The 14,539-nt window shown below is 54.2% G+C and carries 16 protein-coding genes; 8 read left to right on the top strand and 8 right to left on the bottom strand.

The window, feature by feature from the left end:
- Position 1: 1 nt before the first annotated feature.
- On the top strand, positions 2–1,273 hold the full coding sequence (gene odhB, locus EVJ21_RS04170) for a 2-oxoglutarate dehydrogenase complex dihydrolipoyllysine-residue succinyltransferase (RefSeq protein ID WP_131489939.1): 1,272 nt from the start codon (positions 2–4) through the stop codon (positions 1,271–1,273).
- A 36-nt stretch (positions 1,274–1,309) separates the two neighbouring features.
- Here the strand turns inward: odhB and EVJ21_RS04165 are convergent, their stop codons facing one another.
- Positions 1,310–2,905, bottom strand: a complete 1,596-nt coding sequence (locus EVJ21_RS04165; RefSeq protein ID WP_131489938.1) for a diguanylate cyclase domain-containing protein — start codon at positions 2,903–2,905, stop codon at positions 1,310–1,312.
- Positions 2,906–3,058: 153 nt separating this feature from the next.
- Between EVJ21_RS04165 and EVJ21_RS04160 the strand changes: the two genes are divergently transcribed.
- The 4 genes from EVJ21_RS04160 to EVJ21_RS04145 all read left to right on the top strand — a co-directional run bounded on the left by EVJ21_RS04160 (position 3,059) and on the right by EVJ21_RS04145 (position 5,923).
- Entirely contained in the window at positions 3,059–3,730 is a 672-nt protein-coding gene (locus tag EVJ21_RS04160; RefSeq protein ID WP_131489937.1) for a DsbA family protein, read from the top strand.
- On the top strand, positions 3,727–4,146 hold the full coding sequence (locus EVJ21_RS04155; RefSeq protein WP_070327791.1) for a disulfide oxidoreductase: 420 nt from the start codon (positions 3,727–3,729) through the stop codon (positions 4,144–4,146). The genes EVJ21_RS04160 and EVJ21_RS04155 overlap by 4 nt, the downstream gene beginning before the upstream one ends.
- A 4-nt stretch (positions 4,147–4,150) precedes the next feature.
- Positions 4,151–4,738: an SCO family protein gene (locus EVJ21_RS04150; protein ID WP_131489936.1), complete on the top strand. Its 588-nt coding sequence runs from the start codon at positions 4,151–4,153 to the stop codon at positions 4,736–4,738.
- Positions 4,739–4,828: 90 nt separating this feature from the next.
- Positions 4,829–5,923 (top strand): MBL fold metallo-hydrolase, encoded by a 1,095-nt coding sequence (locus EVJ21_RS04145; RefSeq protein WP_236633728.1) that lies wholly within the window; start codon positions 4,829–4,831, stop codon positions 5,921–5,923.
- A gap of 25 nt (positions 5,924–5,948) precedes the next feature.
- On the opposite strand, the gene EVJ21_RS04140 is transcribed toward EVJ21_RS04145, so the two are convergent.
- A complete protein-coding gene (locus EVJ21_RS04140) occupies positions 5,949–7,166 on the bottom strand; it encodes an MFS transporter (RefSeq protein ID WP_131465575.1) in 1,218 nt (405 codons plus the stop codon).
- 173 nt (positions 7,167–7,339) lie between these two features.
- On the opposite strand from EVJ21_RS04140, the gene relB reads away from it, so the two are divergent.
- Positions 7,340–7,567: a type II toxin-antitoxin system RelB family antitoxin gene (gene relB, locus EVJ21_RS04135; RefSeq protein ID WP_131489935.1), complete on the top strand. Its 228-nt coding sequence runs from the start codon at positions 7,340–7,342 to the stop codon at positions 7,565–7,567.
- Between the two features lie 56 nt (positions 7,568–7,623).
- On the opposite strand, the gene EVJ21_RS04130 is transcribed toward relB, so the two are convergent.
- Both EVJ21_RS04130 and trhA read right to left on the bottom strand, forming a co-directional pair.
- Complete coding sequence (locus tag EVJ21_RS04130) at positions 7,624–8,319, bottom strand: DsbA family oxidoreductase (protein WP_131465571.1); 696 nt, start codon at positions 8,317–8,319, stop codon at positions 7,624–7,626.
- 86 nt (positions 8,320–8,405) lie between these two features.
- Positions 8,406–9,050 carry a PAQR family membrane homeostasis protein TrhA gene (gene trhA, locus EVJ21_RS04125; RefSeq protein WP_070327786.1) on the bottom strand — a complete coding sequence of 215 codons (645 nt, stop codon included), beginning with the start codon at positions 9,048–9,050 and terminating at the stop codon, positions 8,406–8,408.
- A 125-nt stretch (positions 9,051–9,175) separates the two neighbouring features.
- On the opposite strand from trhA, the gene EVJ21_RS04120 reads away from it, so the two are divergent.
- Complete coding sequence (locus tag EVJ21_RS04120; RefSeq protein ID WP_070327785.1) at positions 9,176–9,700, top strand: DUF1836 domain-containing protein; 525 nt, start codon at positions 9,176–9,178, stop codon at positions 9,698–9,700.
- Between the two features lie 42 nt (positions 9,701–9,742).
- On the opposite strand, the gene EVJ21_RS04115 is transcribed toward EVJ21_RS04120, so the two are convergent.
- From EVJ21_RS04115 to EVJ21_RS04100, 4 genes are all read right to left on the bottom strand, one after another.
- Complete coding sequence (locus EVJ21_RS04115; RefSeq protein ID WP_131457522.1) at positions 9,743–10,021, bottom strand: hypothetical protein; 279 nt, start codon at positions 10,019–10,021, stop codon at positions 9,743–9,745.
- Between the two features lie 14 nt (positions 10,022–10,035).
- The gene (locus EVJ21_RS04110) at positions 10,036–10,650 is read right to left on the bottom strand and encodes a PH domain-containing protein (protein WP_131489934.1); all 615 of its coding nucleotides are present in this window, start codon (positions 10,648–10,650) and stop codon (positions 10,036–10,038) included.
- A 13-nt stretch (positions 10,651–10,663) separates the two neighbouring features.
- A complete protein-coding gene (locus EVJ21_RS04105; protein ID WP_131457518.1) occupies positions 10,664–11,497 on the bottom strand; it encodes an aldo/keto reductase in 834 nt (277 codons plus the stop codon).
- Positions 11,498–11,560: 63 nt separating this feature from the next.
- Positions 11,561–12,472 (bottom strand): MBL fold metallo-hydrolase, encoded by a 912-nt coding sequence (locus EVJ21_RS04100; RefSeq protein ID WP_070327781.1) that lies wholly within the window; start codon positions 12,470–12,472, stop codon positions 11,561–11,563.
- 366 nt (positions 12,473–12,838) lie between these two features.
- On the opposite strand from EVJ21_RS04100, the gene abc-f reads away from it, so the two are divergent.
- Positions 12,839–14,536: a ribosomal protection-like ABC-F family protein gene (abc-f, locus tag EVJ21_RS04095; protein ID WP_131489933.1), complete on the top strand. Its 1,698-nt coding sequence runs from the start codon at positions 12,839–12,841 to the stop codon at positions 14,534–14,536.
- The last annotated feature ends 3 nt before the right edge of the window (positions 14,537–14,539 follow it).

Here is a 14,539-nt window from a genome sequence, read left to right as displayed (position 1 = left end):
TGTGATCGAAATTAAAGTACCGGAATTAGCAGAGTCCATTACGGAAGGAACGGTCGCGTCTTGGCTCAAGCAGCCAGGCGACCATGTTGAAAAAGGGGAGGCCATCGTCGAGCTCGAGACAGACAAAGTCAACATCGAAGTGCCGTCCGATGAGTCGGGAACGTTAGAAGAACAACTCGCCGGGGAAGGCGACACGGTCCAAGTCGGTCAAGTCATCGCCCGCTTAAGTTCAGGTTCAGCCGGCGGCACGGCCGTCGCGACGAAGACGAAGACGGAAGCAGCGACAGAAGCTGCTCCGGCTCCAGCCGAGACGAAAACAGAAAAAGTCGGCGAAGCGAAAAAAGTCGAGCGTCGTGAAGAGCACGTAGCAAGCCCAGGTAAAGGCCCGATCGCTACACCGGCGGCACGCAAGCTCGCTCGTGAGCGCGGGATCGACCTCTCGGCCGTTCAGACGAACGACCCGATCGGCCGCATCAACGTCCATGACGTGTCGAACCACAACGCAACACCGACTCCAAAGCCAGAAGCACCGAAAGTACCGGCTGCGGCACCACAACCGGTCGCGAGCGGCAAAGACGAAGAGCGCATCAAGATGACGCGTCGTCGTCAAACGATCGCGAGCCGTCTCGTCGAAGTCCAACAGACGGCGGCGATGCTCACGACGTTCAACGAGATCGACATGACGGCGGTCATGGCGCTCCGGAAACGTCGCCAAGAGAAGTTCATTAAAGATAACGACGTCAAACTCGGCTTCATGTCGTTCTTCACGAAAGCGGCCGTCGCGGCTCTGAAACGGATGCCGTATTTGAACGCTGAGATTCAAGGCAACGAGATCGTCTTGAAGAAATATTACGACATCGGCATCGCCGTATCGGCACCGGACGGACTCGTCGTCCCGGTCGTCCGGGAAGCGGACCGTAAAAACTTTGGCGAGATCGAGAAGGATATCATCCATCTTGCCGACAAGGCGCGCAACAATAAGCTCGGGCTTAGCGACCTGACTGGCGGCACGTTCACGATCACGAACGGCGGCGTGTTCGGTTCACTCTTATCGACACCGATCTTGAACGGACCGCAAGTCGCTATCCTCGGAATGCACACGATCCAACTTCGTCCGATCGCGATCGACGCCGAGACGATGGAGAACCGTCCGATGATGTACGTGGCGCTCTCATACGACCACCGCATCGTCGACGGTCGTGAGGCCGTGACGTTCCTCAAACACATTAAAGATATGATTGAAGATCCAGAACAGTTGTTGTTCGAAGCGTAAAAAACAGGTCCATGTCGCAAGTGACATGGACCTTTCTTATGCAAGCAGCGTCTCATCGAGCGTGATCTGGTTCTTGCCGCTCGCTTTCGAGCGGTAGAGCGCCTGGTCGGCCCGTTCGATGGTGAGATGCGGCGGCGTGTTTGAATGCCAGAGCGCAGCGCCGATACTCACACCGACAGCAGCCGTCCCGCCGTCAAACGATACGGGTGCGGACAACGCGGCGATGGCATCTTCCCCGATCTGCTGGACGTCGCGGTCACTTCGGTTGTTTCGTTCGAACAGAAGGAAGAACTCATCTCCGCTCAATCGGACCGGGTATAGCCCTTCGAGAGGCAGTTGCTTCAGCCGGTCGGCGATCTCGACTAGCACTTCGTCGCCTGACGCGTGCCCGTACGTATCGTTGACTGCTTTAAAGCCGTCAAGGTCGATATAGAAGCAGATATAGTCGTTCGTTGTCAGTTGTGCGTCATTCAAGTACTGACGGAGCGCCGTCCGGTTGGCAAGACCGGTCAATACATCGTGGTTAGCGAGTGATTCGAAGCGGACCCGTTCGGTCTCTGAATTGGTCAGCGACGTGACGAGTGACTCAAGGGCGAACGCGAGCGACTCGATCTCATGGATGCCGGATTGATGCGGGAACGTCTTCGCTTTTCCTTGCTTCATGAGCGTCGCCGTCTCAGTGATTTTTTGCAGTGGCCGCGTCACGAATAGGGCGAGCAGCCAACCGAGCAGGGCGGTCACAATCGAGGCGACGAGACCGATCCATAAGATGTTGTTTTGAAGCGACGTGACGGGGGCGAACGCCACGTCGACCGGTTGCCGGACGACAACACTCCAGCCGAGACCGGCGTAGTCGCCGTACCCTTCTCCGATAGCGACACCGGTCAAGTATGACGTTCCATCTTCCCATGTCTCGACGTGCCAACCGTCTTCGAGCGTCGTCGGGAGCGTTGTTCCGACGAGATGATCGGGACCGAGCAGCACGGTGTTGTCACGTCCACTGACGACGAACATGTCGGTATAGTCCGAGTGATGGTGCAACGTGCGGTTAAAGTGCTGGAGCACTTCTTCTCCCCATTCCCAGCTCAGGTGGGTCGCCAAGACGCCTTTAAATTCACCGTCGCGCACGATTGGGACGCTGATGTCGACGAATTGGAGAGGTTCTCCACTCGGATTGGGGAGTTTTTCAGCGAGGAGAACGGCCTCGTGGACGTCCCCGATGAACGGTTGTTGTTGCGCTTCCGAGAAGACCGGACGTTCGGCGATCGACATCCCTTCTAAAATCCCGTCCGTCGAGGCGGTGACAGTCCCCGATGCATCGGTCACCCCCATCCACGAGAAAGCAGGGATGTTCGTTTGGACCTCATCGAGAAGGGCCCGGCTTTCGCGCGGTTCGTTCAAGGCGTCGAGTCCTTGGAGCAATTGGACTTCCTGATAGCGCGACCACATATAAAAGTCGAGCTTATCGACGAGCTGGTGCGATGTCGTCGACAGACGTTCCCCGATCTCTTGTTCAAGCGACGCGGCTGAACGCTCGCTGATTGTATACGTTAAGGCGAGTGTTAGAATAAAGACGAGACTGGCAATGCTGAGCGCCAAGATTAACCCGAGGCGCATCGAGAACGATTTCATAAATAGTTCCTCCTACAATAAACATTCACTTTATTCATCGTCAAAATATGGACGACTTGAAGCAAAGTCGGTAATAAACAAGTCGATTTCGTGGAATCGGATAGCGCTTTCGCTATAATGAAAGACGAATCGATAAAAATAGAGGTGAGACGAATGAAACAAAATCAAGCATTGGTCGTCGGGACGCTCATCGCGGTCGCACTCATCGCGGTCGTGGTCGTTCTCTTGAACCGACCGGCCGAGCAGGCAGAGACGGCGGCGCCGGCTACGAACGAGCACGTGCCGACAGACGGGCAACCGACGCTCGGGGAAGCGGACGCACCGGTCTCAGTCGTCGAGTTCGGGGACTACAAATGTCCGTCTTGTAAACAATGGGGCGAGACGATCTATCCGCAGCTAAAGGCGGACTATATCGATACGGGTGACGCGAGCTTCAGCTATATCAACGTCTTGTTCCACGGACAAGAGTCGATTTTGGCGTCACTCGCTTCAGAATCGGTCTATAAGCAAGACCCGGATGCGTTCTGGGACTTCCATAAGGCACTCTATGACGCGCAACCGGCGAGCCAGCAGCACGACGAGGCGTGGGTCACGGTCGAGCGATTGAAGCAGATCGCAGGCGAGACGACGTCGGTCGACATGGCGAAGTTCGAAGACGACTTGAGTGAAAACTCGAGCGTGCTCGAACAGGTGAGTCTAGATGACGGATTCGTCAAAGAATACGGGGTCCAGTTCACGCCGTCGATCATGATCAACGGCGTCATGCTAGAAGACCCGTTCGACTATGAGGCGATCGAACGATTGATTGAACAAGGGGCACCATGAAGCAGTCGTTCTTGAGCCGCTACGGCTTGTATCTCGCTTGGCTCGTCGCGCTCACGGCGACGCTCGGCAGTTTATACTTCAGTGAGATTCGCGAGTTCGTCCCGTGCGAACTGTGCTGGATCCAACGTATCTTCATGTATCCACTCGTCTTCGTGCTCGGTATGGCTGTATTCACGAACGATCGTCAAGTGAAGAAATATGTATTGCCGCTAGCAATCGGCGGCGGTATGATTTCACTTTACCATTATCTCGTGCAAAAAGTACCCGGTTTTGCCGACATCAAACCGTGTGTCGAAGGCGTGCCGTGTAACGTGCAGTACATCAACTGGTTCGGCTTCGTGACGATCCCGTTCCTCGCGCTCACGGCGTTCACACTCATCACGCTATTATTGCTCAACATAAAAACGGACAAGTAAGGGGATGGAACGTTTGAAAAAATGGATGCTGATCGGGCTTATGAGTTTACTCACTGTGCTCGCCGCTTGCGGCAATGAGATCGAAGACCCGCTCAACTGGGAGATCGAATCGTTCGACTATATGAACCAGGACGAGGAGATGGTCAGTCTCGATGACTTGAAAGGGAAAGTGTGGATGGCCGACTTCGTGTTCACGAACTGTGAGACGGTTTGCCCACCGATGACGTACAACATGACGAAGCTGAATGAAGCGCTCATCGAAGAAGGCGTCGAGGACGTCCAGTTCGTGTCGTTCAGCGTCGACCCGACCGTCGACACACCGGATAAGATTAAACAGTTCATGTCCGGGTATGACTTGGCGCAAGCCGACTGGCAGTTCTTGACCGGCTATTCGCAAGACGAGATCGAGGCGTTCGCGCAAGAGAACTTCAAGGCGCTCGTCCGCAAGCCCGACGAAGGCACGCAAGTCGATCACGCGACTTGGTTCTATCTCGTCGATCAAGACGGAAAAATCGTCAAGGCGTACCAAGGGTTCCAAGACGTACCGATCGAGGATATCGTCAACGATATTAAAATTTTACAGAAATCTTGAGGGCGACGCGATGTCGTCCTTTTTTGCGTATTCAAAAACAGGGGAATCCGGCATGTTGCCGTATAATAAGCAATAGAGGAGAGGATATTTTTGAAAAAAACACTACTCGTTTCATTGATGGGTTTGGCTGCTGTGACGGGTACAGCACTCACACAATATAAGCCACTCGGACGCAAGCCAAAAGCGCTCCAGTCGCCGAATCTTGTCAACGGCAAGTTCCGCAATCAGCTTGAGACACCGATGCGGTTTTCAAGCGATGATATGATCTCGATGTCGAAAGAATTTTTGCATCCGGACTCGCTCCGGAAGCCGAGCGTTCGGTTGCCGGTCGTCCCGATCGACTTCACCGAGACACTTGGCTCGAGCTTCACCCGCATCTATTGGCTCGGCCATTCAGCGATGCTCGTTCAAATGGACGGCAAGACGATGCTCGTCGACCCGATGTTCGGCCGGAGTCCGTCACCGCTCCCGTTCGCGAAGAATGAACGGTTCAGCGAGGACTTGCCGTTCGAGCTCGACGATTTGCCGTCAATCGACGTCGTCTTGCTGACGCATGACCATTACGACCATTTGGACTATGCGACGATTCAAGCGATCAAAGACAAAGTCGCCATGTTCATCGTCCCGCTCGGCGTCGGCAGCCATTTGAAACGTTGGGGCGTCGGGGCAGAACGCATCGTCGAACGCGATTGGGGCGATACGTATCAGTTCGGGACGTGGACGTTCGTCTGTGCGCCGGCCCGTCACTTCTCCGGTCGATCGCTCACCGACCGCAATGCGACGCTTTGGGCGTCATGGGTCGTCATCGGTGAGACGGACCGCTTGTTCTTTAGCGGTGACGGCGGTTACGGTCCTCACTTTAAAGATATTGGGGACGAGTACGGACCGTTCGATTTCGCGGCACTCGAATGTGGGCAATACGATGAGCGTTGGCCGGATGTGCACATGCAGCCACGAGAGACGGCTCAGGCGTTCCGCGACGTGCGGGCCGATAAGATGTTGCCGATCCATTGGGGCGCGTTCACGCTATCATTCCACGCCTGGTACGACCCGGCCGAACAGATGACGCAGTTGTTGCCGCAAGAACACGTACTTACTCCGATGATCGGGGAACGGATCACGCTCGACGGTCGTAACGACACAAACACGTGGTGGCGTGACATCGAGGACATGAACAAGCGCTGACCGAATTCGGTCAGCGCTTGTTTTGTTAGGACGAGATCCGTTCGGTCTCGTCCGTTTCGATATAAAGCTTGTGTTTCCGCGTATAGACGAGGAAGGAAGCGGTCATCGCGATCGAACTTACCCCGAACAAGACGACCATGAGCTGCAGACCGATCAAGTCGAGGAAGAAGCCGGTGACGAGCAGGACGACTTGAAAGACGATGCGGTCGAGCATGTTCCGGAACGAGAAGAAGCGTCCGTGATAGTCTTTCGGCATCCGCGTCTGGAAAATCGTCACCGCGGTCGGGAAGAAACAACCGACCGAGAAGCCGAACAAGACGAACGCTGCGATCGAGACGACTGGGATGTCGGCGAAGTACAGCATGAGCTGAGCGATCCCGATCAAAAACGAGAACGTGAACAAGATTGAGAATACGGAGAACTTCTCACCGATCCGTTTGATGACGAACGCGCCGACCATGAAGGCGATCCCTTCCGCCGTATAAATCCAGCCTTTGATCGCGGTCGAATCTTGCAGCTCGCTAATGTTGATGACGAGCAAGTTGAACCCGCCGATGAAGAGGAGCGGGATGAGTGTCATGACGAGCGTCATGAAGATGACCGGAATCGACTTGATGATCGGGAAGACGTCCTTGAATCCGCCTGACGACTTCGTATCGACTTTTCGGGCGGACGGTGTCGTCGTCTCGTCGATGTTCAAGAACCACGTCGCGACAGCGAGCAACAAGTAGGCGACGAGCGAGAGCGCATAGACGTCCCGCAGTGAGATGAGCGTGAGCAGAATCCCGGCGATCGCCGTTCCGATGACGCGTGATAACGTCGACACGTTCATATGGACCCCGTTCAAGGCGAGCAGCTCCCGTTCCTTGACGATGAGCGGGATGGCTGCTTGGAGCGCCGGGAAGTAAAACGCGGCCGACCCTTGCAAGAAGACGAGGAAGACGACCATCCACAGGACGCTTCCCGTCTCGATGGCGACGAACATGAAGAGGACGCTCAGCGCCCGGACGATGCTCGAGATGAGCATGATTTTCTTTTTCGAGCCCTGATCGGTGAGACGACCGGCGAGCGGTCCGATGGCGACGCCAGCGAGCAGCCCCCCGGCGAGGATGAGCGCCTTGACGAAGTCGGACGGGACTTTCTCCTGCATGAACTCCAAGTTGCCGATGATGCCGAGCCAAAGCCCGAGACCGGCGACGAACTCCCCGGTCAAGATGATCCAGACGTTCCGATTTTTCCACATATGTTAAGTCCTCGATTCTTATCAGTTAATAATAATTATGCTTGAGAATGATTCATTAAGCCACAAAAAAGAAGCCGGGATTTTAGCTTCTTCTCCCATTCATTAATTCGTGTGAACTGATTATATAAACACTCTGATTTCGTAATACCATGTGTGTAAAGGAGGGTGATTGTATGGGAACGATATCTGTGCGACTCAATGAGGAGGATGAGCGTCTCATTAGAGAATATGCGAAAACCAAGAACCTGGACCTCTCCACGCTTTTTCGGGGCGCTGTCCTGGAACGAATAGAAAATGATCTAGACTTAGAACTTTATCATGAAGCGATGAACGCGCATCAAGAACATTTTGAGGCAATTTCATTCGAAGGCATGATGGGTGATTTGAACTTTGAGACTTAACCTAAAAAAGCATTCGCCCGTGTTCGGACGAATGCTTCTCTGTCGTTGTTTTGAAGTCAAATATCGCAGTTATCGTCCGTGCACGTCGCACCGCCCGAGAGCACTTGAAGTGTCGGTGCCGATTCGGCCCATGTTTTCTCGAGCACTTGTGTGAACGCCTCGGTCGGTTGGGCGCCTGAGACGCCATACTTGCCGTCAAAGACGAAGAACGGGACACCGGTGATGCCGAGGTCGCTCGCGCGTCTTTCTTCAGCACGAACCTCTTCCGTGTACACGTCTGAAGCGAGTACGTCTTTCACGGCGTCAGCATCGAGCCCGACGCTTGTCGCGATCTCGACGAGGACGTCGTGGTCGCCGATATGTTTCGCCTCGATGAAGTACGCTTTGAGGAGCGCTTCCGACAGCTCCTTCTCTTTACCGACCGTCTTCGCATAGTGCGTCAACCGGTGCGAGTCGAGCGTGCCGGTGACGACCATGTTGTCAAAGTCATAGTCGAGTCCGACTGATTGAGCTTGAGCGGCGACTTGGGCCGTCGTTGTTTTCGCCTGCTCGAGCGGCATGCTGTATTTCTTCGCGAGCACTTCATAAATCGAACGTGAATCGGTCGTCGGGGCGTTCGGGTCGAGTTCGAAGCTCTTAAACTCCACTTCGACCTTGTCCGCGTGTGGGAACTGTTCGAGTGCTTCTTCTAGACGGCGCTTGCCGATATAACAGAACGGACAGACGTAATCTGACCAAACTTCAATTTTCATAGTGAATCCCTCCTACAGTCAGTGTAGGATGTCTTGAAATTGAAGTAAATGAATGTGCTCACAAAAAAAGCCCTCACGAGGAGGACTTAAAAGACGTACCAGAACACGCAGACGAAGTGGGCGAAGCTGCCGAACAAGATGAACAAGTGGAACACCTCGTGGAAGCCCCAACCGCGCCAGTTGACGAACTTCGGCTTGAAGCCGTAGATGAGACCGCCGACCGTGTACATGAAGCCTCCGAGCAAGAGCCAAAAGATGCCGCCGTTGCCGATCACGCTATGGAGCGGTCCGATGAAGAAGACCGACAGCCAGCCCATGCCGATGTAGAGAGCAGTCGACAAGAAGCGTGGGGCGTGGAACCAGACAAGTTTGAAGATGATGCCGAACAAGGCGAGGACGTGGACGATACCGAACAGCACCCAGCGCATCGGGCTTTCGAGCGCGAGCAGTGTGAGCGGGGCGTATGTCCCGGCGATCAAAGCGTAAATCATCGCATGATCGATTCGTCGGAAGAACGCGATGACTTTCGGCGAGGCGATGATGCTGTGGTACAAGCCAGACGACAGGTAAAGAAAGACGAGACTGATTCCGAACAAAATCGCCGCCATGATGGCGAGCGGTGAGCCGAGCAGTGACGCTTTCACCGTCATCGCGATCAAGGCGATGAAGGCGAGTACCGCTCCGGCGAGATGGGTCAGCGCGTTAATAGGTTCCCGAAAAATCGAATTCATGCAAAAACACTCCTTATGACGTCATGTAGTATCCATAACTACATGATAAGCGGTATGGGCAAGAAGAACAAGGTTTTTGTTTCGACAAACGACGATTGTCCGTATACTGAAAGTGAGGTGATTCGATGAAACCGAACGAGATTGTACGGACGGAAGGCACGCTCCCGAAAGCGGTATTGCCGACGATTGACTTATATATGGACCAAGTCATCCAACTGTTCGAGCAGCATTACGGCAAGATGAAACGTAATGAAGACGAGACGATTTTAACGAAGACGATGATCAACAACTACGCTAAAGGCAAGTTGTTCCATCCCGTCAAAAACAAGAAGTACACGAACGAGCATTTGATGCTCCTCGGGTTGATCTATGAGATGAAAGGGCTGTTGTCGATCAACGACATCAAAGAGACGCTCCGGCCGCTGAATGAATCGGACGAGGCGTTCTCGCTCGAAGACTTTTATGACGCCTATCAGGCTCAGAAAGAACAAAACTTGCAGGCGTTCGAGACGCAAGCCGAGACGCTGCTCGCGAACGTGAAAGCGACTGAAGCGAGTGAAATCCAACAGTCGCTCGCCATTGCCTCGGCCGTGCATATGAGCCACTTGTACCAACGGCTCGCCGAACGGTTGATCGACGAAAGTAAATAAAAATGTCCCCTAGACTCCGTTTGTAGTCTAGGGGACATTTTGTCATTTTAGATGTTCGCGTTCGAAGCGCTCACCTTTGTTGTACATTTTCACGACGAGAAGTGGTGCTAAATAACTGATGGTCACAAGAATGAAAAGCGTCCATAAGAGATTATAATCTAACATTAGACGCTCATACGTGAACGACAAAAACAAAATGACGGTGATATGAACTAACGGGTGGAGGTTTCTGAGCAAGGCGTTGAGCACACTACTGATGAACACAGTCAAAATCACGAGCATGAACAAGAAAAACGCAATCAACAACCACATGTAGTCCATACGTCACCACCAAGTTAATTGTTGATGTACTTCTCGAACACGTCACCGAAATCTTTCCGGTTCCATTCGTGATAGTGGCCTTGGAGCCAGTCGAACGATTGTTGCGACAAGTCTTTGAACGTCGTCGCGACGTTCATGTCCCCTTGACGGAGGCCGCTCAGAACTGACACGGAATGCGTGAGCGACGCGTTGGCGAACTCGAGCATTTTCCGGCCTTCGCGTTGTTTCTCGGCGATGGCGAGGAGTGATTTGTACAAGTCTTTGACGTGCTCGATTTGCTTTTTGTTTACGTCGATCGAGTATGGCTTATCGCCGATTGTGAACTTGATCTCAACGTCTAAGTCGACCGTGCCGGCCGTCTCGAACATGACGTGTTGGAGCGGATGTTGCGCGTACGGATAACGATACAAGACGCGCTTCGAACTGATGGCGCTCGCGCCGTCGAGATGGATCATCGCGAGGTTCGTGAAGCAGTACTCATCCGATTTCGACTTGATCAAGAAGTAAATCTTCTCGTTGTCCTCATGTAAGACGTAATCGTCGGCATCGGCCTTGTCGAAGTCTTTCGGGTCGATGACTTCACCGATATCGCTAAAGCCTGTCAAATCAGAAGCTAGTTTTTTGAACATGTAGAGTCTCTCCTCAGTAGTGGATTTTGTGCATCTCGACCGGGTCGGACCCGGTCCGCTCGTTCCGGTTGAGTCCGTCGATCGCTGCCATGTCTTCTTTCGTCAACGTGAAGTCGAATACCTGTATGTTTTCACGAATCCGACTCGGTGTGACCGATTTTGGAATGACGGCGACACCGTTTTGAAGATGCCAGCGCAAGATGACTTGGGCCGGGGACTTGCCGTACTTGCTCGCGATGTCGACGATCGTCGCATCCTCGAGCGCCTCACGACCTTTCATGAGCGGACTCCACGCTTGGATCTGGATGTCGTAGCGCTTGCAGTACGCGATCAATTCTTTTTGGGACAAGTATGGGTGGATCTCAACTTGATTCACCGCCGGTACGATCGCACACGATTGGATGATCTGTTCGAGGTGTTGAATCTCGAAGTTCGAGACGCCGATGGCCCGTACTTTGCCTTCCTCATACAACTGTTCGAGCGCTTTGTACGTCTCGACGAACTTACCGAAGCGCGGCATCGGCCAATGGATCAAGAACAAGTCGACATAGTCGAGACCGAGACGGTCGAGGCTGTCTTGAAACGCCTGGAGCGCCTCGTCGTAGCCGTGAAACTCGTTCCACAGCTTCGTCGTCACGAAGATGTCTTCGCGCGGGACGCTCGACTCACGGATCGCCTGCCCGACGCTCTCTTCGTTCTGATAGATGGCGGCCGTGTCGATCAACCGGTAGCCGGCGTCGAGTGCCGCCTTGACCGTGTCGACCGTGACCGTCCCGTCTTCAACTTTGTACACGCCGAGCCCGAGCATCGGCAGTTTCACATCATTATTGAGTGTTGTCCATTCCATAATTTGATTCCCTCCCTCTCACATCTAACGTTACCGAAAATCACGACAAAGTGAAAGCGAAACCTACAGCCGAATGCTTTCTCCGTGCGCCTTAATCACGATTTGATCGCGTTCGAGTTTGGCCGCGGCGACGAGGCGGTCATACGGCTCCTCGACCGGCTCGTATGATAAGACGAACGTGTCCCAGTGCATCGGGAAGAACCGTTTCGCTCCGCTCTGTTTGAACATCGTCCACGCTTGCTCCGGGGTGCAGTGCGCTTCCTGGAACGAGTCCGGTTGATACGCACCGATCGGGAAGAAGGCGAGGTCGATCGGTTCTTTGCTCGCGAGCCCGTTGAACGCTTCGGTGTACGCCGTGTCGCCGGCGAACAGCATACGGACGCCTTTATATTTCAAGACGTAGCCGTTATAGCCCATATGTTTGTCCCACGGGAAGCGGTTGCCCCAATGCGCGACCGGGATCGCTTGGACGTTGAGTCCGTTCGCGAGTGTCAACTTGTCGTGGGGATGCATCTCGAGCGTCTGTAGGCTCGGATAGTGACGCAACAGTTTGCTCGTCCCCGGTGCCGAGATGACGACCGTGTCACGGGTGATGAGCCGCTTCAAACTTTTATGGTCGAAGTGGTCCATATGGGCGTGGCTGAGCAAGATGACGTCGACGTGACCGATCTCTTCGATCGAGAGGGCAGGGGCGGTATGCCGTTTCATGCCGAACGTGACGGGACCGACGTGGACACCGATCCGTTTTGAGAATACCGGGTCGGTCAAAATTTTGAGGCCGTACCAATGGATGAGCACGGTCGAGTGGCCGATCCACGTGGCGCTCACGCTCGTCTCGTCGAAAATGGACAAGTCAGGTTTGATCGGCGCCTCTTTAAAGTCAGGACGCGGTAACCGCTGTTTCAGTCGTGTATAAAAGAACGTGCCGACGCTTGCCAAGACAGCGCTCGGGACGAGTAAGTTGCGTAATTTCATGTGAGTCACCTCGATATATAGGATAGTTTCATCTTAACGCTGACGACTAAGACATGCATCCGCCCATAGGCGTAGAAACGATGGGAGATTGTGGGTTTGTTGGTTGCGAATCCGCTTACATTTTGGTAAGGTGGCAGTAGATTAGGAAAGGAAGGTACCGCGTGCTATGAAAAAGTCACACTCACTCAACTGATGAAACGAATCATCACTGTTCGTCTGAACAGTCACGGGTGAAGTGTGTCCAATCTCAAGCTGCGGGGTGACCCTTTTTTTCCGCTTGACCGGAGATCTTCACACCATCGCTTTCTAGCGAATGGTGTTTTTTGTTTCATCGCGTATCGGACAAACAAGCGAGGTGAGACAACTATGTTATCTGTACATCAAGTCCGGTTCGACTACGACCAGCAACCGCTATTCGACAGCGTCTCGTTCGATGTGGCAACAGGCGAACGGGCCGTCTTGTTCGGCCAAAACGGGTCAGGGAAGACGACGTTGTTCAAATTGCTCGTCGGTGAACTGAGCCCTCAGGCCGGTCGAATCGAAGTAGCCGGAAAAGTCGGTGTCGTCGAACAGACCGTGTTTGTTGGGGATGGGACGACGCTCGCGTACGTCATGAAAGGTGACAGCGAACGGTTCCGCTTATACGAAGAAGTCACATCGGGCGACACGGAGCGCGTGCTCGCGGTGTATGACGAGGCGATGGCGTGTGACGCTTTCGGACTCGAGGCCGAGGCGAACCAAGCGTTGAAACGAATCGGCATGGATGGAATGGGATTAAGACGGCTTTCTGACTTGAGCGGCGGCGAACAGACGCGGGCACAATTGGCCCGGCTCATGATGCGTCACGTCGACGTCGTCTTGCTCGACGAGCCGACGAATCATCTCGATGTCGACTCGATCGACTGGCTGACGCGCTGGGTGCGTGAGTTTCCGGGCACGGTGCTCGCCATCTCCCACGACCGCCAGTTCATCGATGACGTCGCAACGGTCATCCTTGAACTGAGTGACGGCGAGGTCGTCCGCTATCCGGGCAACTATAGCGCCTATAAGCAGCAAAAAGCCGAGGAACGGGTGCGTGACGAGCGGGCCCACGCGCGCTATGTGGCGCGCAAGTCGGAACTGCTCGATATGATCGCCCAGTACAAAGGCTGGCACTTGAAGGCGAAAGCGACTGCGAGCGTCCGCAGTCCTGGTGCCCAGAAAGGAGCGGCGAATCTTGCCGTCAAGATGAAAGCAAGGGAACGAAAACTCGATCAGCTCGAACAAGGGCGTCCCAACAAACCGAAAGACGCGGGGCGCGTTTCGGTCCGCTTCGAAGCGGAACCGCTTGAGGCGAAGACATGGATCACGGTCGAGAACGTCGCGTTCGGATATGACGAGCCGTTGTTCGAGCATCTTTCGTTCACGTTCAATCGGGGCGACCGTCTGTCGATCGTCGGACCGAACGGGAGCGGCAAGACGACGCTGTTGAAGCTGCTTTTAGGGCAGCTTGAGCCAAACGAGGGTGCCGTGCATCGCCATCCGAAACTGAAAATCGGCTACTTCTCACAGACGCTCGAGAGGTTGCCCGAGGATGGGACGCTGCTTGACGCACTATTATCCGCGAGCGACATTCCGGAGACGGAAGCGCGGACGCTCCTGGCCCACTTCTTGTTCCGTCGTGACGACGTCTATAAACCGATGCGTGAGGCGAGCATGGGCGAGAAGTGTCGGATCGCATTCCTCATCCTTTACTTCTCAGACGCAGACATGCTCGCGCTTGATGAACCGACGAACTATTTAGACGTCGCGACACGCGAACAAATCGAGGCGGCCTTATCGATCTACCGGGGCGGTCTCATCCTCATTTCGCACGACCGGACGTTCCATCAGCTGACGGACCGGACGATCGAGCTCGGCGAGACGGTGCGAATTTTAGAAGCCGGACAAGACACGCCCCCCATCGACGTCGAAGCGACGATTCAGACGCTCGAGGCGCTGACGAATGACGAACAAAAATTTGTTGACGAGGCAGGAAACGTGAAGCCGTTTGACGAATCGGAACAGATGAGACGAAACGAGTAGGAG

It is taken from the genome of Exiguobacterium sp. SH0S2 (assembly GCF_004337185.1).
Lineage (GTDB): Bacteria > Bacillota > Bacilli > Exiguobacteriales > Exiguobacteriaceae > Exiguobacterium > Exiguobacterium aurantiacum_A.
The sequence above is the reverse complement of the archived record's forward strand: the minus strand, read 5'-3'. Positions and strand labels throughout refer to the sequence as shown.